24 protein-coding genes and 2 pseudogenes are annotated in these 21,791 nt (G+C 44.8%); 18 read left to right on the top strand and 8 right to left on the bottom strand.

Annotation, left to right across the window (positions count from 1 at the left end; genetic code table 11):
* Positions 1 to 14 precede the first annotated feature (14 nt).
* Positions 15 to 728: a 5-amino-6-(5-phospho-D-ribitylamino)uracil phosphatase YigB gene (yigB, locus tag RJD38_RS05695; RefSeq protein WP_065545933.1), complete on the top strand. Its 714-nt coding sequence runs from the start codon at positions 15 to 17 to the stop codon at positions 726 to 728.
* A 10-nt stretch (positions 729 to 738) separates the two neighbouring features.
* On the opposite strand, the gene RJD38_RS05690 is transcribed toward yigB, so the two are convergent.
* From RJD38_RS05690 to RJD38_RS05675, 4 genes are all read right to left on the bottom strand, one after another.
* Entirely contained in the window at positions 739 to 1,380 is a 642-nt protein-coding gene (locus tag RJD38_RS05690; RefSeq protein WP_065545934.1) for a tRNA-uridine aminocarboxypropyltransferase, read from the bottom strand.
* A complete protein-coding gene (locus RJD38_RS05685; protein ID WP_065545935.1) occupies positions 1,380 to 2,921 on the bottom strand; it encodes a COG3650 family protein in 1,542 nt (513 codons plus the stop codon). Before RJD38_RS05685 ends, RJD38_RS05690 begins: the two co-directional genes overlap by 1 nt.
* Positions 2,922 to 3,119: 198 nt before the next feature.
* Positions 3,120 to 3,947: a Cof-type HAD-IIB family hydrolase gene (locus RJD38_RS05680; protein ID WP_065545936.1), complete on the bottom strand. Its 828-nt coding sequence runs from the start codon at positions 3,945 to 3,947 to the stop codon at positions 3,120 to 3,122.
* A 130-nt stretch (positions 3,948 to 4,077) separates the two neighbouring features.
* The gene (locus RJD38_RS05675; RefSeq protein WP_065545937.1) at positions 4,078 to 5,067 is read right to left on the bottom strand and encodes an alpha/beta fold hydrolase; all 990 of its coding nucleotides are present in this window, start codon (positions 5,065 to 5,067) and stop codon (positions 4,078 to 4,080) included.
* An 84-nt stretch (positions 5,068 to 5,151) separates the two neighbouring features.
* Between RJD38_RS05675 and rhtB the strand changes: the two genes are divergently transcribed.
* The 4 genes and pseudogenes from rhtB to RJD38_RS05655 form a co-directional block, all read left to right on the top strand.
* Entirely contained in the window at positions 5,152 to 5,769 is a 618-nt protein-coding gene (rhtB, locus tag RJD38_RS05670; protein ID WP_005600041.1) for a homoserine/homoserine lactone efflux protein, read from the top strand.
* A gap of 32 nt (positions 5,770 to 5,801) precedes the next feature.
* Positions 5,802 to 7,028 carry an EAL and HDOD domain-containing protein gene (locus RJD38_RS05665; RefSeq protein ID WP_367971407.1) on the top strand — a complete coding sequence of 409 codons (1,227 nt, stop codon included), beginning with the start codon at positions 5,802 to 5,804 and terminating at the stop codon, positions 7,026 to 7,028.
* Positions 7,029 to 7,137: 109 nt separating this feature from the next.
* On the top strand, positions 7,138 to 7,479 hold the full coding sequence (locus RJD38_RS05660; protein ID WP_009384171.1) for a metalloregulator ArsR/SmtB family transcription factor: 342 nt from the start codon (positions 7,138 to 7,140) through the stop codon (positions 7,477 to 7,479).
* A gap of 20 nt (positions 7,480 to 7,499) precedes the next feature.
* Positions 7,500 to 7,775 (top strand): annotated as a pseudogene (locus RJD38_RS05655) (glyceraldehyde 3-phosphate dehydrogenase NAD-binding domain-containing protein); the annotation flags it as partial.
* 10 nt (positions 7,776 to 7,785) lie between these two features.
* Here RJD38_RS05655 and RJD38_RS05650 read toward each other — a convergent pair.
* Positions 7,786 to 8,994 (bottom strand): IS4 family transposase, encoded by a 1,209-nt coding sequence (locus tag RJD38_RS05650; protein ID WP_032073033.1) that lies wholly within the window; start codon positions 8,992 to 8,994, stop codon positions 7,786 to 7,788.
* Between the two features lie 107 nt (positions 8,995 to 9,101).
* Here RJD38_RS05650 and RJD38_RS05645 point away from each other — a divergent pair.
* The 4 genes and pseudogenes from RJD38_RS05645 to RJD38_RS05630 form a co-directional block, all read left to right on the top strand.
* Positions 9,102 to 9,839: pseudogene (locus RJD38_RS05645) on the top strand (glyceraldehyde-3-phosphate dehydrogenase); the annotation flags it as partial.
* Positions 9,840 to 9,849: 10 nt separating this feature from the next.
* Positions 9,850 to 10,359 carry a cyclin-dependent kinase inhibitor 3 family protein gene (locus tag RJD38_RS05640; protein ID WP_065545938.1) on the top strand — a complete coding sequence of 170 codons (510 nt, stop codon included), beginning with the start codon at positions 9,850 to 9,852 and terminating at the stop codon, positions 10,357 to 10,359.
* Positions 10,360 to 10,425: 66 nt separating this feature from the next.
* Positions 10,426 to 11,643, top strand: coding sequence for an organoarsenical effux MFS transporter ArsJ (arsJ, locus tag RJD38_RS05635; RefSeq protein ID WP_065545939.1), 1,218 nt, complete (start codon positions 10,426 to 10,428; stop codon positions 11,641 to 11,643).
* Between the two features lie 128 nt (positions 11,644 to 11,771).
* Positions 11,772 to 12,785 (top strand): acyltransferase, encoded by a 1,014-nt coding sequence (locus RJD38_RS05630; RefSeq protein ID WP_065545940.1) that lies wholly within the window; start codon positions 11,772 to 11,774, stop codon positions 12,783 to 12,785.
* Between the two features lie 16 nt (positions 12,786 to 12,801).
* Here RJD38_RS05630 and RJD38_RS05625 read toward each other — a convergent pair whose 3' ends face one another.
* Positions 12,802 to 13,131: a DUF2500 domain-containing protein gene (locus RJD38_RS05625; RefSeq protein WP_005600051.1), complete on the bottom strand. Its 330-nt coding sequence runs from the start codon at positions 13,129 to 13,131 to the stop codon at positions 12,802 to 12,804.
* A 252-nt stretch (positions 13,132 to 13,383) separates the two neighbouring features.
* Between RJD38_RS05625 and RJD38_RS05620 the strand changes: the two genes are divergently transcribed.
* The 5 genes from RJD38_RS05620 (at position 13,384) to RJD38_RS05600 (ending at position 16,377) form a co-directional block, all read left to right on the top strand.
* Positions 13,384 to 13,749 carry a hypothetical protein gene (locus tag RJD38_RS05620; protein WP_005600052.1) on the top strand — a complete coding sequence of 122 codons (366 nt, stop codon included), beginning with the start codon at positions 13,384 to 13,386 and terminating at the stop codon, positions 13,747 to 13,749.
* A gap of 615 nt (positions 13,750 to 14,364) precedes the next feature.
* A complete protein-coding gene (locus RJD38_RS05615) occupies positions 14,365 to 14,580 on the top strand; it encodes a hypothetical protein (protein WP_065545941.1) in 216 nt (71 codons plus the stop codon).
* 118 nt (positions 14,581 to 14,698) lie between these two features.
* Positions 14,699 to 15,322, top strand: a complete 624-nt coding sequence (locus RJD38_RS05610; RefSeq protein ID WP_005600056.1) for a lysoplasmalogenase — start codon at positions 14,699 to 14,701, stop codon at positions 15,320 to 15,322.
* 132 nt (positions 15,323 to 15,454) lie between these two features.
* A complete protein-coding gene (locus RJD38_RS05605) occupies positions 15,455 to 15,691 on the top strand; it encodes a YecH family metal-binding protein (protein ID WP_065545942.1) in 237 nt (78 codons plus the stop codon).
* 101 nt (positions 15,692 to 15,792) lie between these two features.
* On the top strand, positions 15,793 to 16,377 hold the full coding sequence (locus RJD38_RS05600; RefSeq protein WP_005600059.1) for a YhgN family NAAT transporter: 585 nt from the start codon (positions 15,793 to 15,795) through the stop codon (positions 16,375 to 16,377).
* 111 nt (positions 16,378 to 16,488) lie between these two features.
* Here RJD38_RS05600 and RJD38_RS05595 read toward each other — a convergent pair whose 3' ends face one another.
* Both RJD38_RS05595 and rsmD read right to left on the bottom strand, forming a co-directional pair.
* Positions 16,489 to 16,755: a DUF1145 domain-containing protein gene (locus tag RJD38_RS05595; RefSeq protein ID WP_005600061.1), complete on the bottom strand. Its 267-nt coding sequence runs from the start codon at positions 16,753 to 16,755 to the stop codon at positions 16,489 to 16,491.
* A 9-nt stretch (positions 16,756 to 16,764) separates the two neighbouring features.
* A complete protein-coding gene (gene rsmD, locus RJD38_RS05590; RefSeq protein ID WP_009384153.1) occupies positions 16,765 to 17,364 on the bottom strand; it encodes a 16S rRNA (guanine(966)-N(2))-methyltransferase RsmD in 600 nt (199 codons plus the stop codon).
* Between the two features lie 209 nt (positions 17,365 to 17,573).
* On the opposite strand from rsmD, the gene ftsY reads away from it, so the two are divergent.
* The 4 genes from ftsY (at position 17,574) to rpoH (ending at position 21,497) form a co-directional block, all read left to right on the top strand.
* Positions 17,574 to 18,800 carry a signal recognition particle-docking protein FtsY gene (gene ftsY / locus RJD38_RS05585; RefSeq protein WP_367971406.1) on the top strand — a complete coding sequence of 409 codons (1,227 nt, stop codon included), beginning with the start codon at positions 17,574 to 17,576 and terminating at the stop codon, positions 18,798 to 18,800.
* 26 nt (positions 18,801 to 18,826) lie between these two features.
* Complete coding sequence (gene ftsE, locus RJD38_RS05580; RefSeq protein ID WP_005599718.1) at positions 18,827 to 19,501, top strand: cell division ATP-binding protein FtsE; 675 nt, start codon at positions 18,827 to 18,829, stop codon at positions 19,499 to 19,501.
* Positions 19,491 to 20,453: a permease-like cell division protein FtsX gene (ftsX, locus tag RJD38_RS05575; protein WP_005599717.1), complete on the top strand. Its 963-nt coding sequence runs from the start codon at positions 19,491 to 19,493 to the stop codon at positions 20,451 to 20,453. The genes ftsE and ftsX overlap by 11 nt, the downstream gene beginning before the upstream one ends.
* 186 nt (positions 20,454 to 20,639) lie before the next feature.
* Positions 20,640 to 21,497 (top strand): RNA polymerase sigma factor RpoH, encoded by an 858-nt coding sequence (gene rpoH / locus RJD38_RS05570; protein ID WP_005599715.1) that lies wholly within the window; start codon positions 20,640 to 20,642, stop codon positions 21,495 to 21,497.
* Positions 21,498 to 21,791: the final 294 nt, after the last annotated feature.

The following is a 21,791-nucleotide window of genomic DNA, read 5'->3' as shown; positions in this document are numbered from 1 at the left end:
CAAAAGGTGACATGATGAAATTTTACCGTTCACGGCAACCAATCGAAGCGATGAGCTTTGATCTCGATGACACCTTATATGATAACCGCCCAGTGATCCGTAAGATGACTCAGCAAGTGAATCAGTGGTTTCATCATCATCACCCGATCTCTGCTACCCATTCAGAACAGTGGTGGTTAGAGTTAAAAATGGCTTTGGCGGAACAAGACCACTGGCTTTATAGCGATCTGACGCAGTGGCGTCACCGCACGACTGCGCAAGGCTTGATGCTCTTGGGTTATTCGTCATCTCAAGCACACCAAGCTGCTGACGATTTGCTGCAAGTCACACTCGAACACCGTAGTGATTTTATTGTTCCCCAAGAGACGCATCGCGTGATGGCTCAGTTAGCAGAGAAAAGATCATTGGTCGCAATCACCAATGGTAATGTCGATTTAGAGCGTATTGGCTTGAGTGATTATTTTAGCTTAGTGCTAAAAGGTGGACGTGATGGTTATGCTAAGCCACATGCGGATATGTTTGTTAAAGCGCAGCAGTATTTAGCAATAGAAGCGAAACGCATCTTGCATGTTGGCGACCACCTCAACACGGATGTCGCAGGCGCGAAACGAAATGGTTTCCAAGCCTGTTGGTATAACGACCAAGGCGTGTCGTTAACTAAAGCACGCCATGCTCGTTTACTGCCAGACATCGAGATTCATCAATTAGATGCCTTGCTAACGCTATAACATCCGCCCATCACAGACGCGTCTTAGCTTTTAAGGCGTGGCCACTTTTATCAGCTTGGAAGGCGCGCATATAGTGCTGGAAAAAGTCATTCAGTTGCTGCGCTTGTACTGCAAAACCTAACTCTTCGACAATACAACTTCCTACCTCAATCGTGCATAAATGTCCCTGCTGTTGATTGCGACGCAACTGATAGCTAGATTGCTGTTGTGGCAGTAAATGCACGCTCGGTAATACTTGGAGCCATGGGCTCTTTTGCCACATTTTTTTTGCTTCTTGCCAGGTGCCATCTAACACAATGAATAAGGGAGTTTTCGAGCTAGAGGTCTGTTCGGCATGATGATAGGCATCACTTAGCGCAATGCTCTCGTCATTGGGAAACAGTAAATATGCACAGTAAGCGGGATCGTTGATCATTGCCAGTAGTTTGGGGCAAGGCTGCTTACGTTGCCAAATATGCAGGCTGGTGGAAGAGATGGCTTTCAAAAGCCATTGGCCGGTATTGGTTTCTCGGGTTAACTCATTTTCATGCATTAGTAGCGCAATATGCGCGGGTAATTCAAACTTAGGCAGGTGCGAGCAGACACATTGATGGTGCAGGCCGCAATCGGCACATGCACCATTTTGATGTGTGTTTGTTGATGACAATGGCATCACATCTGTACCCCTTGCTGGTGTGGAGTGAGGCCATCACTGAATAATTGTACTTGGCTAATATCATTGAGCCCGGCGACAGGCGCAACACTTGGATTGAGTGGGTAATGTGAGCCGCTATAGCGTAATAAGTGTTGGTTAGGTTGCGCGCCACCACCACTGACAAATAGTACTAAATCACGCCAACCGTGCTGCGCGTTTTTACCGAGATTGAGTGGCGTATTGACTAGCGTAATACGGCTATTGAAGTGCCATTGTTGGTCATTATTGGCAAAAATCAACAGAGTACAGCCACCTGAACCACACCAATCGAGTTGTACCAGTAATTCAGGTTGGTTATCACCATTTAAATCATAAGTGAGCCAGCGATAGCGGGTGTTTTCTGGGTCAATGTTTTCTGCCTTGAAATAGTCACGCAGAGCGCGGTCGACTTTAGGATTAAATTCTGCCGATGAAGGAATGGCTTGGCTGATTAAGTTGCTACCTTGTTGAGCCGATGAGATCTCAGGTGATTCCGCCTTAAACAAGACTAAACCACCATCGGCAATCGGATAAATAATCTCGCCGACTTTCTCTTTATTCGCGCTTAGCTTATCACCATCACGAGTAAATAGACGTTCAGAGAGTAAAGGTTGCTGCTGGTGGTGGGTCATTACCACTTGGACTTGGTTGGCATTGAGTTGTTGCCAATAACCGCGCTCAACAGAGTCATTGCTGCCATCCGCATATTGATATGTCGTTGTGGCGGTATGATCAGCTTTTACATCTAATTTTATGCTAAAGGTGCTGTTTTGGGTTGATGCTGCTTGGTAGCTTCCAACCCAGCTTTGGGTTGCATCAGCGTTAGACAGGGTCGCACAGCCATTATAGTTTTTCCCATCAATGACTAAGTTCGCGCTCCAGCCATACAAGCTATCGCTCATGCCATCAGAACAGCTGCGCAAATTGAGCTCTAGCTGACCTTGGTCAAAATCGTAGCGACGACGGTTGGGCTCAATGCGTGAGGTGGTGATTGGAAAATCTAGCTTTGCGCCTCCCATAGGCTGAAAGTTTAAATGAGTCGGAGTGAAATCTAATGACCAAAAAGGTTCATTGCCAAAGGCACGGGTATTTTGCGTTTTGCGTTCACATCGATGAGGGTTTTCAGCGGTAAGCATATTGACCTTATCAACCACAAAGCGGGCGGTGTAGTCGGCGTCAAAGCCTTCGTTCCCCGAGGTTTCTAAGTGGCCAATCATCTCGCCATACATAGGCTGGTAAGGTGTATTGGTGAGTTTAATACCCTGTTGGAATTTATCATTATCCAGCGATAGCCAGTATTGTTGTTCACTGCCACAGGGCTGAATGGAACTGACTTCATGGCCAAGGATCACTTCGCCATGCATAATGAACGTTTGCGGTTTGATGGAGTTCGGTTGGTCTAAACTGGCATTTGCTTGTTGTGTTTTTGCCGATGCAAGCTCAGAGCTTGTGTCGAACATTGAGCAAGCTTGTAGTGCCAGTAGGCTGGCGATTGCGACTGGGGTTCTCAGCGCCTTCATGTTTATCTTCCTTATACGAACTGTCATCAAGAGCTATTATGGCTGGTTATTGAAAACTGAACCAGATCTCTTGTTTATAGACAGCGAACGATAGGGAAAAGTTGCCGATAACGGAAAGGAAATGGACGGTTAGAGAAAATGGTTGCGATAAAAACAAAAAAGGCAGCCAGAGCTGCCTTTTGATCACTAATGAGCAATTTAGAACAAATGTTCACGCAAGTAATGGGCAACCGCATCATCGGCGTTGCTACCAATCACTTCATTATTTGGTAGTGTTTGTTTAACGCGTGGGTGTGAGGTTTCCATAACTAAGCCTTTACCGGCCATTTGTAGCATTTCGACATCGTTCATTCCATCACCAAAGGCAATGCAGTTTTCTAGTTTGAAGCCCATCGATTCTGCGACAGCTTGAAGAGCATCTCCCTTTGATACGTCTGCAGCCATCACTTCTAAACACCAAGGTGTTGAGAACGCGATATTCAGTTTATCGCCAAACTTTTCATTCAACTTTTCTTCAAACGAGACGAGATACTCATGATCTTGCGCTGGATGCGTGAAGAACAATTTTGCCACACCTTCAGTCGGTGGGTTGTTGATATCAAAGAGTGTGTAAGTAAAGCCAGAGTCTTTGTGGTATTCACGCAGCGTTTCATCGTCACGATCTAACATCCAATCATCATTGCGGTAAAGATGAATAAAAATCTCTGGATCCTCCTTGATCGTTTCGATCACCGATGGAATCAATTCTGCTGGAACGTTGTTGCTGTACATCAACTGATTTTGTTGATCATGTACGCGAGCACCGTTGGCCGTAATCATGTACGCCGGAATCCCCACTTGTTCACGGATACTGGCAACGTCGACATGGTGGCGACCCGTCGCAAAGATAAAGGTGTAGCCTTTGTCGTGCAGATCTTTCAATGTCTGTTTAGAAAAATCACTAAGCTGGTGGTTTGGCGCGAGAAGTGTGCCATCAAGATCTGAAGCGACTAATTGAAAAGGAGTGTCTTTGCGTGTGGTGGTCATATTGCCCTCATTTGAACATACAGCGGCAACACGAGAAATCGTATTGCAGAATGCTCAGTTTACTTGAATTTAGTGACAAAAAAGAGGGTAAAAAAATAACACGCCTTTTCCTTATTTAGTCGAGCTTAGATCAATGTTGGGCAAAGAAATCCAAAGTGGTTTGTAACGTTTGGTTTCGGTACTCGTCACGCTCAAACAACAACTCATGGCGAGCATGATGAACAATCTTCATTGCACAGTGAGAATTGGTTTTGGCCAGCTTCTTAATAAAGCGGATCTGAGCCGGGTTGGAGACGACGCGATCATCACCAGCTTGCAGCAATAAAAACGGTAACTTTATTTGCCTTGTGAGCAGCAGGCATTGTTTGCATGCCATTATACTTTGCCACACCCAACGTGTACTCGCGCCGCCAACTTGCAATTGTGGTTGCGTGTCATATAGCTGACGAAACCATTGGTAGCGAATAGGGCTTTGGCTGAGTAAGTTACCATCAAAAGGTTTTGCGTAGTAAGGTACTTGGCCTGGAGCATAGTTAGGTTGGCTGTGCAATGCGGTGAGTAATTGGCTGAGAATCATCGCGATCGGTTTTAAATACCATTTTAGATTCATACCAAACATCGGCGCCGTTGCGGCCATGGCATCAAACGGTTGTTCATGATGGGTTTGCACGTAACGAGTGATGATGTTACCCCCCATTGAGTGCCCCAATAGATAACGTTTTTTATAGTGGTCTAGATCGAAGTGTTTGACCATTAAAGCCAAATCATCGACATAGTCATCAAACTCGTCGACGTAACCGATGTCATGGTTGGCAACTAAACGGTCTGATAGTCCCTGGCCACGATGATCATAGGCATAGATGTTGTAACCTTGCTGAAATAGGTCAAAGAACAATTCTTGATATTTATAGGTACATTCAATACGGCCATTTACAACTACAATCGCTTTAGAGTGCTTTTTTGAAGTGAGCGAAACCCAGAAAAGCTGGCGCTTATCAGAGGTCTTAATGAAGCCTTCATCACGAGTGTGCCATAAGGCGGCAACTTCGTTATTGATTGCTTGCTCAAAATGGGACTCTTGAGTATAACGAGGCTGAATGATTGCGCTCTCTGTAGTCATGTTTGGTTGGCCCTAACGTCTTTTGGGTAGTACAACGAGTTTAAATTATGTGTGGCTAACGCTGTTTAGTCGAGAGGAAATACCATGGATCTGCATGTTTGGTTCGCTTATATCGTGACCGCGATTGTTTTTAGTCTTGCGCCCGGCTCAGGTACCGTGAATTCCATCAGTAATGGTTTAAGTTATGGAACGCGTAAATCATTAGGTGCAATTGTTGGTCTGCAAATTGGCTTGGCTTTTCATATTGTACTGGTGGGAGCGGGTATTGGTGCTCTGGTGGCTCAGTCTGCGATGGCATTTACGGTAATAAAGTGGGTAGGGGCCGCTTACCTAGTTTGGCTTGGTGTTCAGAAATGGCGTGATCAAGCCAGTTTGTCGACCAACAATACCGATCTACAACTCAGTGGCTGGCATTTAATGCGTAATGCGGTATTGATTAACTTAACCAACCCGAAATCAATTGTCTTTTTGGTGGCTCTTTTTCCGCAATTTATTGATCCAACCAAGCCGCAAGTGGTGCAATTTGCGATACTAGGCGCAACAACTGTGGTGATCGACGCAATTGTGATGCTGGGTTACACCACTTTGGCATCACAAATGGGACGCTTCATTCGTTCTGAAAATGTAATGGGTAAGATCAATAAGGTATTCGGTTCCATGTTTGTTGGATGTGGGGCATTATTGGCGACAGCCAAAGGTTAAATAGCTGATAATAATGACAATATAGTGGGTTAATGAAGCATACTTATGTGGCAAGGCAACCAATACTGAACGCACGGCGGCAAACCCTAGGGTATGAGCTGCTGTTTCGTGATGGTGAAAAAAATGCCTACCCTGCTCATGTGGAATCAAACCGTGCGACTTATCGTCTAATTGCTGAAAATTTTATGAGCATTGGCACTAACCCTGTCATTGCTCACTCTCGCTGTTTTGTGAACTTCCCTTATCAAAGTCTTATTCGTCGCCTGCCGCTCTCGTTACCGAAAGATAAAATTGTCATTGAAGTACTCGAAACTTGCCAGCCTACCGATGAGTTGTATGCTGCCGTTCGCGAGTTGCGGCAGCAAGGCTATCTGCTTGCATTGGACGATTTCGTTTATAGTCGTGAGTGGGAGCGTTTTCTTCCCTTAGTCCATATTGTCAAAATAGACATTTCTGCCATGGGATTAGACAACGCCTGCCAATTTGCTCGTCAACGACTTGCCCAAGGTAGCAAGCGTAAATACTTAGCGGAGCGTGTCGAAACCGAGCAAGAATTTACCGCTGTGCGTGAAGCGGGTTTTCACTTCTTTCAAGGGTACTTCTTTAGCAAGCCAGAAATGGTACGACAACGCTATGTGAGTCCAGAGCAATTGATAGCGATGGAGTTGTTTCGCGAGGTGTGCCAGACCGAGGTGAATTTTGACCGTGTCGAACGTATCGTAGCGAAAGATGTCACGCTGTCTTACAAGCTGCTGCACTTTGTAAACTCGCTATCGGAAAGACTAGAGGTTTCGATTTCCTCATTTCGTCAGGCTTTAATTTATTTGGGCCAAGACCGATTGAAAATGTTTGTCTCGCTGGCGGTGGCTTCTTTTGTTTCTACCAAAAAGCCCCGAGAGTTGTTTAACCTTTCTCTGCAGCGGGCGCAGTTCTGCTCTTTGATGTCGAACACTAACCCTTTTCAACAACAGCAAGACCAAGCGTTTCTCATTGGCTTGTTTTCCATCTTAGACGCGATGTTTGATCTTTCTATTGAGCATTTAGTCGATCAACTTCCTTTGAACCAAGCGATTAGGCTTGCTTTACTTGAGCGTAAAGGCCCTTACGGCATTTTGTTAACTATCGAAGAGTGTTATGAAAAAGCCGATTGGCAAGGGATGCAAGAAGCGTGTGAGCTGCTCAATTTATCCATGGATGATGTGATGATAAAAATCGCAGAGGCTCAAAAGTGGAGCCAAACCATTCAACAACTTAGTTAAGTCCTCCTCCCTCTGAGAAAATGAATTATTTATGACAAGACGTTTCTCGCGCTTGATCAAAGTAAAAAAATAAAACAATATATACGCATATCCATATATGAGTATATTTATGCTACCTCACCAGTTTTTCAAATTACTTTCCGACGAGACTCGAGTGCGTTGCTTGATGCTTATCATACGAGAGGAATGTCTTTCTGTAGGTGAACTTACGCAAGCGCTGCAAGAGAGCCAACCGAAAATATCACGTCACCTTGCTCAATTACGTTCTAGCGGCATCTTGATTGATGTGCGCCAAGGGCAATGGGTGTTCTATCGTCGTGCGGCTGACCTTCCGGGATGGATGAACAAATTGATTGATGACTTGGTGGCCTCAAACTGTTTAAAAACTGAGTACCAACAAGACATCGATAGACTTAACGCGATTCAGGCTCGTCCTGTTTGCTGCCAATAAACATAGAAAGAGACTCGATTATGACTATTAAAGTAGGGATTAACGGATTCGGCCGTATTGGTCGTCTTGCACTTCGCGCCGCTTTCGACTGGCCAGAGCTAGAATTTGTTGCCATCAATGATGTCGCAGGTGACTGTGCAACATTAGCACATCTGCTGGAATTTGATTCCATACAGGGCCGTTGGAACCACTCTGTGCAAGTAGAAGGTGATGAGATGATCATTGCCGATCAGCGCATTAAAACGACCCAACAAAAAGCTATTGATGCGGTGGATTGGTCAGGCTGTGACGTGCTGAGGGATCCCCTCATAATTTCCCCAAAGCACAACCATGTTTGAATAGATTTTGAGCAAGCAGGGTTGCAGCCGCGAGCAAGTCTTCCCTCGTTATTGTGTAGCCAGAATGCCGCAAAACTTCCATCCCTAAGCGCACTGTTGAGAGTACATTTCGATTTTTGACAGTGTTAGCTTGGAAGTGCTTATCCCAACCTTGTTTCTGACCATGAACTCCAGCAAGCCAAAATGTCAGTTGAAGCATTAGGGCGATTAGCAGCATGATATCAAAGCGCTCTGAGCTGCTAGTTCGGCTATGACGGAGGCCTAAACCGTAGGCTGGGCTTTTCAAGTCTCGGAAGGTTTCTTCAATTTGCATACGCTTCGAGTAGAGCCTAACAAGTTGCTTTGGTGTTCGGATTTCAACGGGCAAGTTAGTCGCTAAAACCCATGGTTCTTTTGTCGAAGCGGAGTAGATTTTAGGTGACGGATGATGACAATTAGTCCGTGTCGAACGCTGATTTTTTCGGCCTTTAGGACGTGATTTATACAGTGCAATTTGACATGAAATTGGGTTGCTCTTAGTCAACCTCTTATAGCCTAAAGTCTTTGAGCGACTTGAGGATATGCTATGTAAGTTGCTGATAGGTTGCCAGTTTTCCGCACCTAAATCTGCATATTGCACTTTCCCTCTGACTCGACTTAACCAGTACCAACCTAGCTTTTCAACGGATTTATACCATGGCACTTTAAAGCCAGCATCACTGACAATGAGCGGTGTAGTGTTACTCGGTAGAATGCTTGCAAGGTCGGCTAGAAATTGGTCATGAGCCTTCTTTGAACATTGCTCTGAAAGCGGAAAGGCTTTCTCATAAAGAGTAATAGAACGACCATGTAGTGCCACCGAAGCCCGCAATACCATAAGCCGTTTTTGCTCACGAATATCAGACCAGTCAACAAGAACAATGGGCATCGAATTACCTGAACAGATAAAGCTGGCATGCCAACGGTATACAGCGAGTCGCTCTTTGTGCAAGTGACGATTACCTAACAATCTGTCGATTCGTTTGATGTTATGTTTTGTTCTGGCTTTCGTTGGCAGGTTACGACCAAGTTCGGTAAGAGTGAGCGTTTTACATTCAAGTAATGCGTGGCAAGCCAGCGTTAAACTGTTGAGTCGTTTTAAGTGCAATTCAGGGCAGAATTGGTAAAGAGAGTCGTGTAAAATATCGAGTTCGCACATCTTGTTGTCTGGTTATTGATTTTTCTCAGAACCATTTGATCACATGACAAGATGTGCATCTACCTTAAATTTATGATTTTTATCAAAATCATTAGGGGATTCCTCAGTGTGACGTGGTGATTGAAGCGACCGGAGTGCACCGTAAAACGGCATTTCTAAATCAATATCTTGCACAGGGCGTGAAGCGCGTTGTGGTTTCTGCGCCAGTGAAAGAAGAGGGGGTCGCGAATATTGTTGTGGGTGTGAATGATGAGATTTTTAATCCTGATCTACACCGCATTGTGACCGCTGCGTCATGCACAACCAACTGTATTGCACCGATCGTTAAAGTGATCCATGAAAAATTAGGTATTGAGCAATCGGCTTTTACCACTATCCATGACTTAACCAATACGCAAACCATTTTAGATGCGCCGCATAAAGATCTTCGTCGTGCACGTGCTTGTGGCATGAGTCTTATCCCCACGACAACTGGTTCTGCGACGGCGATTGTGGAAATATTCCCTGAATTAGCAGGCAAGATTAATGGTCATGCAGTCCGTGTTCCGCTGGCGAATGCCTCACTAACCGATATCATTTTCGATGTGAAAAGCGATACGACAGCGGAAGAAGTGAATGCTTTACTGAAAGAAGCTTCGCAAGGTGAACTGCAAGGTATTCTAGGTTTTGAAGAACGCCCATTAGTTTCGATTGATTATAAAGGCGATCAACGTTCAACCATCGTGGATGCGCTCTCGACCATGGTTGTTGGTAAGCGCATGGTGAAGATTTACGCTTGGTATGACAATGAAATGGGTTACGCAACTCGTACGGCGGAGCTCGTTCGTACGGTCGGTTTAGCATAAGGAAACAATCATGACACATTCAGATTTAGCTCACCCAACATGGCAACTTGACGTAGCAGAAGGCGCACTGATCTTAACCCCTTGCCCAGGTACTAAAGATGCTTCTTTATATGAAAGCTTAGAACAGCTGAAAGCGCAGGGCGTCGAAGCAATTGTGACGGCGTTGGATTATAAAGAACTAGCAGAGAAAAACGTTTCCCAGCTTGGGTCGTTAACTCAAGAGCTTGGTATGCAGTGGTTTCAAATTGAAATCGAAGATGATTGCGCGCCAGACGGTAACTTTATGAGCAAATGGCAAGCCGCTTCTCCAGCATTGCAAGCGATTGTGGATAAAGGTGGCAAAGTGGCGATGCACTGTATGGGCGGTTCTGGCCGTACCGGTTTGCTTGCCGCGCATCTATTGCTTGAGCGTGATTGGGCATTGGATGAGGTCGTTTCACAGGTTCAAGCCTTACGTCCTGGCGCATTTACTAAGCCAGTGCAAATAGCGTATATCGAGCAGGTTGCTCAAGGCGAATAACAGTTTGTAGAGCTTTTGGAACATGGGTGTCCCAAAGCTCTTTTTACTGAACAAACAAGGTGGGTTATGTTTGCCAATCTAAGTAAAAGTGTTCGCCAATATATGTTGGTGACATTTAATTACTGGAACTTCACCGTCACGGACGGCGCCCTGCGAATGCTGGTGGTGCTCTATTTCCATGATTTAGGTTACAGCACGTTAGAGATCGCTTCGTTATTCCTTTTTTATGAATTTTTCGGCGTAGTGACCAACCTTATTGGTGGCTGGTTAGGTGCAAGATTGGGTTTGAATAAAACCATGAACCTTGGCCTAGGGATGCAGATTGTAGCGTTAGTGATGCTTGCAGTACCTAATGTATGGTTAACCATCCCTTGGGTAATGCTGGCTCAAGCAATGTCCGGTATTGCCAAGGATCTTAATAAAATGAGCGCCAAAAGCTCAATTAAGAGTTTAGTCCCCGATGATCAGCAAGGCGCACTGTATAAGTGGATCGCCATTTTGACAGGTTCAAAGAATGCACTGAAAGGGGTGGGCTTCTTTGTCGGTGGTTTACTGCTTTCGCTGGTGGGGTTCCAAGTCGCGGTCTTACTAATGGCAGGGTTACTTGGCTTGGTGTTGATTGGCAGCCTGTTTGGTTTAGAGCGCGATATGGGCAAAGCGAAAACTAAGCCGAAGTTTAGCCAGATTTTTTCTAAATCTGAACCGATCAATATTCTGTCTGCCGCACGTATGTTCTTGTTTGGTGCCCGTGATGTGTGGTTTGTGATTGCGTTGCCAATCTATTTAGGTAGCGTGTTTGGTTGGTCACATCTGTGGGTTGGTGGCTTCCTCGCATTGTGGGTGATTGCTTATGGCTTTGTTCAAGGCCTCGCGCCTAAGATTACCGGAAAAGCGCAAGGGCGAGTTCCTGATGGTAGTGCGGCTTTTGCTTGGGCTGCATTGCTGGCGGTGATCACTGCTGGTATTGCTTATGCAGTACAAATTGGTTGGCAGCCACAATTCGTGATTGTGGTGGGCTTGATGATTTTTGGTGCGGTTTTTGCCGTCAATTCATCACTGCATTCTTACCTGATAGTGAGCTATGCAAAAGGCGATGGCGTGTCATTGGACGTTGGCTTCTATTATATGGCTAATGCGATGGGACGTTTAATTGGTACCGTTCTTTCTGGGTGGGTATTCCAAATGGCAGGCTTGTCAGCGTGTCTTTGGGTCTCTTTTGCTTTCTTAGCCATCACTACGGTGATTTCAATAAAGCTACCGAAGCTGAACCCAGCTTCTGCCTAATCTGCTCGATTCGAGCATGCTTAGCATGGCTCCCTTACTAAAAGCTGACTAAACCGTAACGTATCTTTGGTTTAGTCAGCTTTTTTATTGCTATATTCAATAGCATAACCTTCCTGTTTGATGATTTTATGAGAGAACGCGTTCGCTTTTTTGACCTTTTGCGCTGTGTTGCTGCGATTGCGGTTATTGCTATTCATGTTTTGGCACCATATCGCAACGAGTTAGGAGTGATCCCTTTTGACCAATGGGCAAGCGCGGTTTCGATAAACAGTATCAGTCGTTGGGCGGTGCCCGTCTTTATTTTGATCACTGGAGCGTTAATGCTCAGTGATAAGCGTGATTTTGAATTGGGTTACTACGTGAAAAGACGCTTGGGTAAGGTGTTAGTGCCTTTTCTCGTTTGGTCGCTGTTTTATGCCTATTTGTCGGGATGGTCATTGGCTGGCTTTGATGGTCAAGAGGCACTTAACGTTCTTGAACAAAGTCCATCACACGCGACTTACTACCACTTGGGCTTTTTCTACTATTTTATTCCACTCTATTTTGTTATCCCCTTCTTTCAGTGGGCAGTAAAACGAGGTCACGACGAAGCAATTTTTGCTTTTGTGGGTATATGGTTGCTCACCACTATATTGTACCTATTTAAGATTGATGGCCCATGGAGTGCTCAAATGTGGCTATACAGCGGTTACTTACCGTTGGGATATTTGCTGTATAAGAAATTACCGCTCAATCCGCTGAGCGTGATGATTGCCACTTGGCTTGGGATCTTTGCCTTAATGCTCACGGTGTGGATGGTGATCGCAAATAGCGTTGAAGCGGGGCAGTACACGGTTGGTCGTTGGCTATCGTACAAAACGCTTAATGTTGTTTTAGCCGCGAGTATGGTCTTTGTTATCTGTCGATATTTGAGTGATAAGCTGCCTCAGCGCATTTATGACGTGGTTGCGTTTATCAGCCAATATAGCTTGGGGATCTATCTGCTTCATCCGATTTTTTTATGGCCGATGAAAACATTGGGTTGGCATCAAGGTAATCCGTTATGGGTAATCCCACTGTGGGTTCTGATCAGTGGCATTGGCGCGCTAGGATTAAGTTGGTTGTTAGCGCGCTCGAAAAAGACAGCGTGGTTATTGCCGTAGCATTAGTGCAGCAGGCTTAACGTTTCATGGCAAAGTGTAGAAACTTATCACCCTGATAGGTCAAAGTGCCTTTATCTCCAGGATTAAGCGCTTGAAAGTAGTGAATACCCACTTGAAACTCACGCTTAGGGCCGATTTTGCCTTTCTGCACGTAGATCCAATACTCTTGATCGTCTTGGCCGGGCTGTGCTTCGTCATTTGAAATGGCCTGTTTATCGAGTATCGTGACATTCACGGTTTGTTCTGGCGCATCTTCACCTTGCATGTGACGACGATAGAAATTAGTGAAGACCCAACCGGCAAGTAAGCCCAGTAGTGCAATAGCGAAATAAAGTGAAATTGGCATTAGTTCCTCCCCGTGAACTCAGTATGCATTCTAGCTACTTTTTCACAGGGATGTTGGCTATGCTCTGAGATATAAACCACATATTGTGGATGTGACAAATAGAACTTCGATCCACATCACAAGCTATTGATGATTTGCTCGTTAATCTAGCTAGGGATTAACCGATCGTTTGGTATTATTTTTATTGCAACTTGTTCATTTTGAACATAAATAGGAATTGGAGAGTGAAGTTAATTAACAGGGAGAGAATGGATGTCTGATATTGATAGTGTCGTAACTCGCACGCGAAAAATCGAGCATCTCCTGAGATCACAGTACCATGCCGAAGGGAAGGGTCTTCATCAGTTAATCACCAGCTGTGAAGAGCGCTTGCCTCACAATGTGGTTGGCAAGCTTCGCTACATTGCGACGATCCGTAATAAAGTCGTGCATGAGTATGATTACAAGCTCGACAGTCGCCGTAAATTTCTGACGGTGTGTGATGAGTGTGAAAAAGAGCTGACGCCTAGAAGTAGCCGCTTTATTTGGCGGGTCGCTATCTCACTCATGACCTTAATCACGCTTGCTGCGATGCTGTTCTACTATGCGCATTGGGATGTATTATCTAACCATTTCTAGTAATCACGGGCGAAGTGGTTAAATTGGTAAGTCATGAACGATGACTGACTTTTCGGCATAAGTAGAAAAGTTAGCCGATTAACGCCTGTTTTCGCAGCTAAAATCAAAAAGGGACGCCATTGGCGTCCCTTTCTTTTTTTGTATTTGACTTAGTACATCATTGGCAGAGTCATTAGGCCAACGACAACGGCGATCATTACAAGTCCTTGTTTTTGTGAAGAAGTAATCATAACTCTGCTCCTTTGCTGTGATGTTAGTTACTATGCTTTACAGAATAGCAGGTTTTTGGTGGGTTGATCAAGTTAGATCTTGAAAATGCCCATAAAAAACAAATTTATGGTGTCGATTTTAGCGGTTTATGGGCGTTATAAGCTTGTTGAGCTGGTCGTTTTTTGAGTGTTTTTTTTATACCGCATAAGGATTACTTGGTGTTAAGTTGTTGTTTTTTATTGATTTAAAAATTGAACATAAAACACTCAATAAGATATTGTCTATTTTTGATGTATTGGTGGCAATTACTGGTCGTAGTTTTCATTTGTTTCTATTTCTCATTGGGTGAGAGTTGTTTTTGAGATTAATTCTCACTAGTTGAAGGTGGTTTTAGCATTCTGAAAGGTGGAATTTATTTTATTGGTTCATCTTCGCTGTGGTTCTGAGGCTGATTTAAAGTTATCTCAATATAAGGTGCTGTTATTTAATGGTTTTTATATTAGTTCTTTAGTTTATCTTATTTTTGTGATGTTAAACTTTATGGTTTTTGTGCGTTGGGCTGTCTTTGATGGAGCAAGTAGCCTAATCAAGGCTGTTTTTTGTCATGGCGGTGACAGATAAATAGCAAATGAACACTAAGTGGATGAATCGTAATCAAGATCCAACTTTTGTTCTTGGTTGGTAGACAATTTAAGCGTCGCGCCTAAACTGAGCCTTCGAATTAGATAGAGGTGTTGTTATGTGGAGCTGGCTTGCTGTCGCGTTATCTGGATTCATCACGAGTTCTGCCTGTGAAAGTCATCAACGCAAAACCGCAGTATTTTTTTCGGCTTTTTCACTGTTGCTGTTATTGGTCATGCTTTGGAGTCAAGATGGCTTGGTTGGGCAACTTGAGTGGTGGATATCACTCGGGCTAGTGATTTCTATGTTAGCGGATGGGCTGTACATTTCTAAGCGCAGTCAACGCATCTGTTTTGCTAGCTTTATTGCCGCTCAGCTTTGTTATAGCACCGCTTTTTGGTTACAGCTTTCTGGCCAAGTTGTGTGGTGGTTGGCGGCGATGTTGCTTGCAATGGGTATTGTGGCCTTTTTCTTACTATTACCAAAAATCGACCGACTTATTTTCCCTGTCGTGATCATGGGGATGGTCTTACTGCAATTGAATTGGGTCACTGGTGAGTTGTGGTTGTTGCAACACACTCATCAAGCCTTATTGGCCTTCTTAGGTAGCCTGTCATTAACAATTTCAGCCACGCTATTGGCGATTCATGATTATCGGCAGCCGCTTGTTGCGGGGCGCTATCTGATTTCGGCCAGCTATTTGCTTGCTCACAGCTTGATTGTGGCCTCATTCATTATCTAATGGGTTGATCGCAACGCTGTGCAACATTGAAGTCTCTGGCTTGATTGTTGAACACGGATTGTTGCCCTCATCCTTTTCCCTTATGCTTGGCGCCGATTTATAAAGACTAACTTCAATATAAAGGTGCTAAGCATGAGTAACGAAATCCACGCTCACAAAGTGTTAAATCTATTACGCGAACAACCAATGACTAAGCAAGAGCTGAGTGATGCAGTGAGTGAGCAATTTGGCAAGCAGGCTCAGTTTCGTACCTGTAAGCAGGAAGGTTTTCAGTTTGATAGCTTGTTCGACTTTTTCCTTCAGCGTGAAAAAATCATCGAAGTAGAGGGTAAATGGACAATTAATGTTGAGCGTGTTTGTGGACACTAATTCGTTTTTAATTAGATAAAAACACGACGAACAAAGCTTAAATAGAGCGAATCGTTAGGGAAGTCGCTATACTTCGCCGACTAAATTTTGGAGGGGAAGGAATGGAAATTTTGTCTGCAGCGACCATGCTGTTTTTAATTATGGATCCGCTGGGAAATTTGCCCATTGTTCTGTCGATTCTTAAGCATTTGGATCCAAAACGTCGCCGTAAGGTGCTGATGCGTGAGCTTTGTTTTGCGCTAATGATTCTAATGCTGTTCTTGTTTGCCGGTAAGAGCATCATGAGCTTCTTACATGTACAGCCGGAAACGTTGAGCATCTCAGGCGGCATTATCCTGTTCATCATTGCGATTAAGATGATTTTTCCGAGTGGTGGCAGCATTACAGGGTTGGCGGCAGGTGAAGAGCCATTCATTGTGCCTATGGCGATCCCAATGCTCGCTGGCCCGTCAGTGATTGCAGCAATTTTGCTGTTATCTAGCCAGTATCCAGATCAGTTGCTTGAGTTGTCGGCAGCCGTTTTACTGGCGTGGGGTGCGACGTTCTTTATCCTGATGTTTTATGGTTTCTTCCATCGCATTCTGGGTGAGCGCGGCTTAAAAGCCGTTGAGCGTTTGATGGGGTTACTGTTGGTGATGCTATCGACTCAAATGTTCCTTGATGGTGTAAAAAACTATCTGGCTTAGGCAAGTCAGTAGCGTCATACCGTGCTGTTATAAAAAACGCCGCTCTTTTGAGCGGCATTTTGCTATCGATAGTTTAGAGATCTTGTTGCGATAATGACCGTAAGGAAATGCTTACATCATGTGTTTGCGACGAATGTCGAGCAAAGCAAAAATGCCAAAAATAAGAATCGACCATCTTTCCCAACGACTCATTTTTACTTTGTCGCCAAAAGCACCAATGAAGATCAGCATTTGTAGACCGTGCATCATGAACAAAAATGCCGCCATAATATAAAGGGCAATCGCCGCTTTACCCGGGAAGGGCATGAATATATTCAGCAGCAAAATAAACCACACAAAACCAATAGCGGCTTTGGCTAATAAAATTAATACCTTCATATCATGTCCTTATTCTGATTGGCGGTGGTAAAGGCGGAAGCTGACTTGTCCGGCTGTTTTCTCTCGGTGTAATTGCCAGCTCTCAGGTAAGCCTTCAATGGCTAATTCTTTTTCCGTTTCAATATAAATCATCGCGTCATCGGCTAACCAGCCATTTTGCTCTAACAGAACTACGGCTTCACTTAACAGACCCTTACGGAAAGGCGGATCGATGAATACGACGTGATGCGGATTTCCCGGTTGCTGTAAAAAGCTCAGCGCATCGGTATTTTTTGCTGAGATGTTAGTGGCTTTTAGTGCGGTTATATTTTGCTGTAACTGCTTAAAGGCGGCTGGATTTAATTCAATTAAGGTCACCATTTCTGCTTGGCGTGATGCTGCTTCAAAGCCAAGGCCACCTGAGCCGGCAAAAAGATCCAAACATTTAGCTTGTGGAACATCTTGTGCTAACCAGTTAAAGACAGTTTCTTTTACGCGGTCAGTGGTTGGTCGAAGCCCTTCAGCATCGTGTACAGGCAACTTTCGTCCACGCCATAAGCCGCTAATAATGCGAATAAAGCCGGTGGAAGGTTTTTTTTGTGATGTGTTTTGCTGGCGACGTCTTTGCATAGATTTTTTGACCGCGAATAAAGTGATACTATACCCAGTCGCTCAGCGATTACGCCTGAGTACAGCCAAATTTCATAGATGACAAAGTGTAACCTTAAATCACGCTTGGCGTAGAGACTTTTCACACTGTTGTCATGTTTCTTTTCCATCTTGCCAGAGGGTGGTGGAGAAGTTTGAGAGTTAATTAAGACAATCTAGGATAGCCCCAGATGACGGAAAAAAAGAAGCGTGGATTGCTCTCTTGGCTTGGTTTCGGTGACGAAGAGCAAGTTAAGCAACCCGCAGAAGAACAGCAGGTAGAACAACCACAGCCAGAAGTGGTTGAAGAACAACAAAACGATGTAGAGCAAGACATTGTTGCTCAACAAGTGGTCGAGGTTGAAACTCGCCCAGAAGCAGAAGCAGAAGCAGAAGCAGAAGCAGAAGCAGAAGCAGAAGCAGAAGCAGAAGCAGAAGCAGAAGCAGAAGCAGAACAGCCTGTGACGCCACGAGTGGTTGAACAGGAAAAACCAACGGAAAGTTTCTTTGCTCGCTTGAAGCGCAGCCTTGCGCGAACTAAAGCGAATATTGGCGCGGGTTTCTTTGGTTTGTTCAAAGGTAAGCAGATCGATGACGATTTGTTTGAAGAGTTGGAAGAGCAGTTATTGATCGCAGATGTCGGCATGGAAACCACCATGAAGATCATCAATAACCTAACAGAGAAAGCCAGTCGCCAAGATTTGAAAGATGGCGAAGCTTTATATGGTCTTCTTAAAGATGAAATGGCGGAGATCCTTTCACACGTTGAGAAGCCACTTGATGTTAATAATGGCAATACGCCATTTGTCATTCTAATGGTTGGTGTGAATGGTGTGGGTAAAACCACCACCATTGGTAAATTGGCTAAGCAGTTCCAAGCGGAAGGCAAAAAAGTGATGCTAGCTGCAGGGGATACGTTCCGTGCAGCGGCAGTTGAACAATTGCAAGTTTGGGGCGAGCGCAATGACGTTCCTGTGATTGCTCAGCATACTGGTGCTGACAGTGCATCAGTGATTTATGATGCGATTGAAGCGGCGAAAGCGCGTGGCTACGATGTGGTAATCGCTGATACGGCGGGTCGTTTACAAAACAAAGCCAACCTGATGGAAGAGTTGCGTAAGATTGTTCGAGTGATGAAGAAAATTGATGACTCTGCACCACATGAAGTGATGTTAACGCTTGATGCAGCGACGGGCCAAAACGCAATTAGCCAAGCCAAACTGTTTAGTGACGTCGCACCGTTAACCGGTATTACATTGACGAAACTTGATGGCACGGCAAAAGGTGGTGTGATCTTTGCGCTTGCCGATCAATTCCAAATTCCAATTCGCTATATTGGTGTTGGCGAAGGCATTGATGACTTGCGTCCGTTTGAGACACAAGAATTTATCGACGCATTATTTAGCCGAGAAGATTAACGAGCTGTTAGCGAGAGGAATGACGGGTGATTAAGTTTCAGCAAGTGAGTAAGGCTTATCGTGGTGGTCGACAAGCTCTGCAAAAAGTCGACTTCCATTTGCGTCGTGGCGAAATGGCGTTTTTAGGTGGGCACTCAGGTGCCGGTAAAAGTACCTTGCTTAAGTTGATTTGTGCGATTGAGCGACCAACGGATGGCAAGATCAGCTTTAACGGCCATGACATCACCCGAATTCCTGGTAAGGATATTCCTCTATTGCGTCGTAATATCGGCATTGTTTTCCAAGACCACCGTTTACTGATGGATCGTACCGTGTTTGATAACGTGGCACTGCCAATGCGAATAGAATCGATCTCGGAAAATGAAATTAAACGCCGTGTATCAGCGGCATTAGATAAAACCGGTTTGCTCGACAAGGCACGCTGCTTGCCAAGTCAATTGTCGGGCGGCGAACAACAACGTGTCGGTATTGCCCGTGCCGTTGTTAATCGTCCTACTCTGTTACTGGCTGATGAGCCGACCGGTAACTTAGATTCGGAACTTTCTAATCGCGTGTTGCGCTTATTGGAAGAGTTTAACCGTGCTGGGGTGACGATCTTACTCGCGACGCACGATGTCAATTTAGTCAATTCAAGACCGCAATATCGCCACATGGAGTTAAACCAAGGTTTCATGAGTGAGGTGGAAGATTATGGCCGCTAATACTCGTAATAAAAAAGCCACTCAAAAACATCAAGGTGTGGCACGCGATGGTTATTTTGCCATTCATTTTAAGCAGGCCAAATCGTCACTTGCGGCACTGTGGTCACGACCGCTCGGTAATATTCTCACCTTGGCGGTGATCTCGATGGCATTGACCTTGCCTGCCTCATTATATCTACTAGGTAAAAATATTGCGGTGGCGACAACCAATGTTGCTGGCCCATCTCATGTGAGTGGCTATATTAAAGAGCAAACGCCTGAGCCACGCATCATGGTGCTGAAAGATGAGTTAGAAAGCCTGCCGGAAGTCGCCGCGGTTGACTATATTTCTCCGCAGCAAGGGCTGGATGATCTCAGCCAATACTCTGGTTTTGACCAAGCGATCTCACTGTTGGATGATTATGCTTTGCCTGGCGTATTAGTGATCACGCCTACCAGCGACGACAAACAAGCGGTGCAAGCGTTGGCGCAACGCGTGCGAGCAGAAGACGAAATCAGCGATGTACGTTTAGATGAAGATTGGTTTGCTCGCCTCGATGCGATCAAGAATCTGGTTGGCGGTATTGTAATGACATTGTCGGTATTGATGCTCGGTTCTGTGTTTTTGATTGTCGGAAATACGTTACGTTTCAATGTGCAAGCCAACAAAGATGAAATCCAAACCATGAAGCTGATTGGTGCAACAGATAGCTTTATTCTGCGCCCTTACCTCTATTCCGGTATGTGGTTTGGCCTACTGGGGGCGATAAGCGCTTGGATTCTTACCGCATTAATCACAATTCTGCTCAATAGCAGTGTTGAACAATTGGCGCTTCTGTATGATAGCCGCTTCCGATTAATCGGGTTGAGTTGGGATGAGTCCTTGCTGCTACTGATGTTAGGCACCTTCTTAGGTTGCTTAGCGGCGAAAGTATCAGCACAGCGTCATCTTAATGAAATTGAACCAGTCTAACCATTGGTTGTCCTATTTTTGCGTAAACTGAAACGAGAAAGTATACGCTACCGTGTACTTTTTTGCTTGTATCGCCGTTTCGTTTATGCATAATAACTTCCCCCTGCTTGAAACCTGAGCATTTTAGGTCCAAGATTGACGGCGGAAAAAACACCTAATTCAGATCATAGATTGATGAGGAATTGAATGACTAACCAAGTGTATGCAATGGCTACAGTTTCCCAAGATAGCTTAGATAGCTACATTCGCTCAGTGAACAGCTATCCAATGCTGACACCTGACGAAGAGCGTGGACTGGCTGAGCGTTTGCATTACAACAGCGAAATTGAAGCGGCGAAAGGGTTGATCCTTTCACATCTGCGCTTCGTTGTTCACGTCGCTCGCGGCTACTCAGGTTATGGTTTGCCGATGGCAGATCTAATTCAAGAAGGCAACATCGGTCTGATGAAGGCGGTTAAGCGTTTTAACCCGGAAGTTGGGGTGCGACTTGTCTCTTTCGCTGTGCACTGGATCAAAGCTGAAATACATGAGTATGTATTACGCAACTGGCGTATCGTGAAAGTGGCGACGACGAAGGCGCAACGTAAACTGTTCTTTAATCTACGTAAGTCGAAAAAACGTTTAGGTTGGTTCAATAACGGTGAAGTTGAAACGGTAGCACGTGAGCTTGGTGTTGAGCCCTCTGAAGTGCGCGAAATGGAATCTCGTCTCGCGGCGCAGGATCCTACGTTTGAATTCAGTGCTGATGATGATGACACCGGTACTTCAATTACCGCTCCGATGCTTTATCTTGAAGATAAAGCTTCCGATGTGGCGGAGAATGTTGAAGCGGCGAACTGGGAAGCACACACCAATAATCGTCTGAGCCTTGCCTTAGCTAGCTTGGATGAGCGCAGTCAAAATATCGTTCGCTCACGTTGGTTGGTAGACAATAAAGCGACGCTACAAGAACTTGCAGAAAACTACGGCGTATCAGCAGAGCGCATTCGCCAACTAGAAAAGAATGCGATGAAAAAACTGAAGTTAGCTGTCGGCGAAATGTAGTTTTTCCGTAATCGAATCCCGAAAACCGAGATCCCTTGATCTCGGTTTTTTTATATCTTGATCGCTTTGAGCGATCATTTTTTTATCATTTGCCTGTGGGTAACTCTGTGATGAAATTCTTGGTTAGGTGTCAGAAAGCAGGGTGAATAAAGGCTTGAAGGGGGAATTGTCATTGGGGATATTATTTGTTTTACACACAAAAAGATAAGGATCATCACTACATATTGTGGATCGAATTTAACTAAAGCACTTTATCAACGTAATCCACAAACTTATCCACAAATGGTGAAGAAG

The sequence above is a fragment of the Vibrio scophthalmi genome (genome assembly GCF_040869025.1).
Classification (GTDB): domain Bacteria; phylum Pseudomonadota; class Gammaproteobacteria; order Enterobacterales; family Vibrionaceae; genus Vibrio; species Vibrio scophthalmi.
The sequence above is the reverse complement of the archived record's forward strand: the minus strand, read 5'-3'. Positions and strand labels throughout refer to the sequence as shown.

What these genes read in the sequence shown, in the direction of transcription:
- RJD38_RS05680 (WP_065545936.1), bottom strand. Translation starts at nt 3,947, where the DNA reads ATGACCACCACACGCAAAGACACTCCTTTTCAATTAGTCGCTTCAGAT.
- RJD38_RS05595 (WP_005600061.1), bottom strand. Translation starts at nt 16,755, where the DNA reads ATGAAGGTATTAATTTTATTAGCCAAAGCCGCTATTGGTTTTGTGTGG.
- RJD38_RS05640 (WP_065545938.1), top strand. Translation starts at nt 9,850, where the DNA reads ATGACACATTCAGATTTAGCTCACCCAACATGGCAACTTGACGTAGCA.
- RJD38_RS05620 (WP_005600052.1), top strand. Translation starts at nt 13,384, where the DNA reads ATGTCTGATATTGATAGTGTCGTAACTCGCACGCGAAAAATCGAGCAT.
- rsmD (WP_009384153.1), bottom strand. Translation starts at nt 17,364, where the DNA reads ATGCAAAGACGTCGCCAGCAAAACACATCACAAAAAAAACCTTCCACC.
- ftsX (WP_005599717.1), top strand. Translation starts at nt 19,491, where the DNA reads ATGGCCGCTAATACTCGTAATAAAAAAGCCACTCAAAAACATCAAGGT.
- RJD38_RS05610 (WP_005600056.1), top strand. Translation starts at nt 14,699, where the DNA reads ATGTGGAGCTGGCTTGCTGTCGCGTTATCTGGATTCATCACGAGTTCT.
- ftsY (WP_367971406.1), top strand. Translation starts at nt 17,574, where the DNA reads ATGACGGAAAAAAAGAAGCGTGGATTGCTCTCTTGGCTTGGTTTCGGT.
- RJD38_RS05675 (WP_065545937.1), bottom strand. Translation starts at nt 5,067, where the DNA reads ATGACTACAGAGAGCGCAATCATTCAGCCTCGTTATACTCAAGAGTCC.
- rhtB (WP_005600041.1), top strand. Translation starts at nt 5,152, where the DNA reads ATGGATCTGCATGTTTGGTTCGCTTATATCGTGACCGCGATTGTTTTT.
- arsJ (WP_065545939.1), top strand. Translation starts at nt 10,426, where the DNA reads ATGTTTGCCAATCTAAGTAAAAGTGTTCGCCAATATATGTTGGTGACA.
- yigB (WP_065545933.1), top strand. Translation starts at nt 15, where the DNA reads ATGAAATTTTACCGTTCACGGCAACCAATCGAAGCGATGAGCTTTGAT.
- RJD38_RS05625 (WP_005600051.1), bottom strand. Translation starts at nt 13,131, where the DNA reads ATGCCAATTTCACTTTATTTCGCTATTGCACTACTGGGCTTACTTGCC.
- RJD38_RS05630 (WP_065545940.1), top strand. Translation starts at nt 11,772, where the DNA reads ATGAGAGAACGCGTTCGCTTTTTTGACCTTTTGCGCTGTGTTGCTGCG.
- RJD38_RS05600 (WP_005600059.1), top strand. Translation starts at nt 15,793, where the DNA reads ATGGAAATTTTGTCTGCAGCGACCATGCTGTTTTTAATTATGGATCCG.
- RJD38_RS05660 (WP_009384171.1), top strand. Translation starts at nt 7,138, where the DNA reads ATGCTACCTCACCAGTTTTTCAAATTACTTTCCGACGAGACTCGAGTG.
- rpoH (WP_005599715.1), top strand. Translation starts at nt 20,640, where the DNA reads ATGACTAACCAAGTGTATGCAATGGCTACAGTTTCCCAAGATAGCTTA.
- RJD38_RS05685 (WP_065545935.1), bottom strand. Translation starts at nt 2,921, where the DNA reads ATGAAGGCGCTGAGAACCCCAGTCGCAATCGCCAGCCTACTGGCACTA.
- RJD38_RS05605 (WP_065545942.1), top strand. Translation starts at nt 15,455, where the DNA reads ATGAGTAACGAAATCCACGCTCACAAAGTGTTAAATCTATTACGCGAA.
- RJD38_RS05665 (WP_367971407.1), top strand. Translation starts at nt 5,802, where the DNA reads ATGAAGCATACTTATGTGGCAAGGCAACCAATACTGAACGCACGGCGG.
- RJD38_RS05690 (WP_065545934.1), bottom strand. Translation starts at nt 1,380, where the DNA reads ATGCCATTGTCATCAACAAACACACATCAAAATGGTGCATGTGCCGAT.
- RJD38_RS05650 (WP_032073033.1), bottom strand. Translation starts at nt 8,994, where the DNA reads ATGTGCGAACTCGATATTTTACACGACTCTCTTTACCAATTCTGCCCT.